This window comes from Mesorhizobium sp. M4A.F.Ca.ET.020.02.1.1 (assembly GCF_004022645.1).
Lineage (GTDB): Bacteria > Pseudomonadota > Alphaproteobacteria > Rhizobiales > Rhizobiaceae > Mesorhizobium.
In genome coordinates, this window is record NZ_RZOI01001071.1 from 1 (window position 1) to 1,462 (window position 1,462).

A 1,462-nucleotide genomic window follows, 5' to 3' on the forward strand; every position below is an offset into this window, starting at 1 on the left:
CTGCGGAAGGCTTCGGCACGCAGATCGATTCGAAAACGAGCCATGATGTCATCCAGGCGCAAATGTGCCCGGTCCCGGTAAGCTGGAAATTGAGAAAACCGCGTTGGCGCCAATCTGGCGCCGGGAATGCGGAGGTTCAGCATAGTGGCGGCACGCCCATATGCCGGCGGCGACCGGCAGCGGCAGATGCCTCTCCTCGATCGAGTTCTTGTCGCGAAGGCAAGCCTTCGCGAGGCCTCGATCAGGACCTAGGCTTCGCGGCCTCGCATAACGATGTCAAATTGTGGCATTCGGTTCCTCCAGGTGGAGAATCGCGGAGACGCCTTTATAGAGACGCCCCTGCGCATCGCCAAGCCAGGCTGCGACCAAATGCGCATCTGGTCCAAGCAGTGAGACGATTTTGCAACAACGGCGGGTTGTGCCGTTGCCGTGGCTCAGGCTATGCGGCTGCGCTGCGGACGGAGCGCTTACCGCCCGTCCCTGAACCGGTTGGTGATCGGATAGCGGCGGTCGCGGCCGAAGTTCTTCCTAGTGATCTTCACGCCCGGTGCGGCCTGCCGGCGCTTGTATTCGGCGATGTAGAGCAGGTGCTCGACCCGCGCCACTGTCGCCCGGTCATGGCCGCGCGCAACGATCTCGTCAACGCCCATCTCGTGCTCGACCAGGCATTCAAGGATATCGTCCAGCACCGGATAGGGCGGCAGCGAATCCTGGTCGGTCTGGTTCTCGCGCAGCTCCGCCGACGGCGCCTTGTCGATGATGTTCTTCGGGATCACCTCGCCGGAAGGGCCGAGCGCGCCCGGCGGCACGTGGCTGTTGCGCCAGCGCGACAGTGCATAGACCTGCATCTTGTAGAGGTCCTTGATCGGGTTGAAGCCGCCATTCATGTCGCCGTAAAGCGTGGCGTAACCGACCGACATCTCGCTCTTGTTGCCGGTGGTGACGACCATCGAACCGAACTTGTTGGAGATCGCCATCAGGATGGTGCCGCGCGCGCGGCTCTGCAGGTTCTCCTCGGTGATGCCTTCCTTGGTGCCTTCGAACATCTGCGTCAGCGCGTGCAGAAAACCTTCGACCGGCTCGAAGATCGGTACGATGTCGTAGCGGCAGCCAAGCGCGCGGGCGCAGTCCTCGGCGTCCTTCAGCGAATCCTTCGAGGTATAGCGGTAGGGCATCATCACCGCGCGCAGCCGTTCTTCGCCCAGCGCATCGACGGCAAGGGCGGCGCAGATCGCCGAATCGATACCGCCGGACAGGCCGAGCACGACGTTCTTGAAGCCGTTCTTGTTGACGTAGTCGCGCAGGCCAAGCATGCAGGCGCGATAGTCGGCCTCTTCCCGCTCCGGGATCTTCGACATCGGCCCTTCCGCGCAGACCCAGCCGTCATCCGTGCGCTTCCAGGTGGTGACGTCGACCGCGTCCTCGAACTGGCTCATCTGGAAGGCAAGCGTCTTGTCCGCGC

1 protein-coding gene is annotated in these 1,462 nt (G+C 63.0%); it reads right to left on the bottom strand.

Going from position 1 to position 1,462, the window contains the following annotated elements; genetic code table 11:
- Positions 1-467: 467 nt before the first annotated feature.
- The coding region (locus tag EN742_RS34890) for an NAD+ synthase (RefSeq protein WP_128333876.1) at positions 468-1,462 on the bottom strand (995 nt) is incomplete at its 5' end.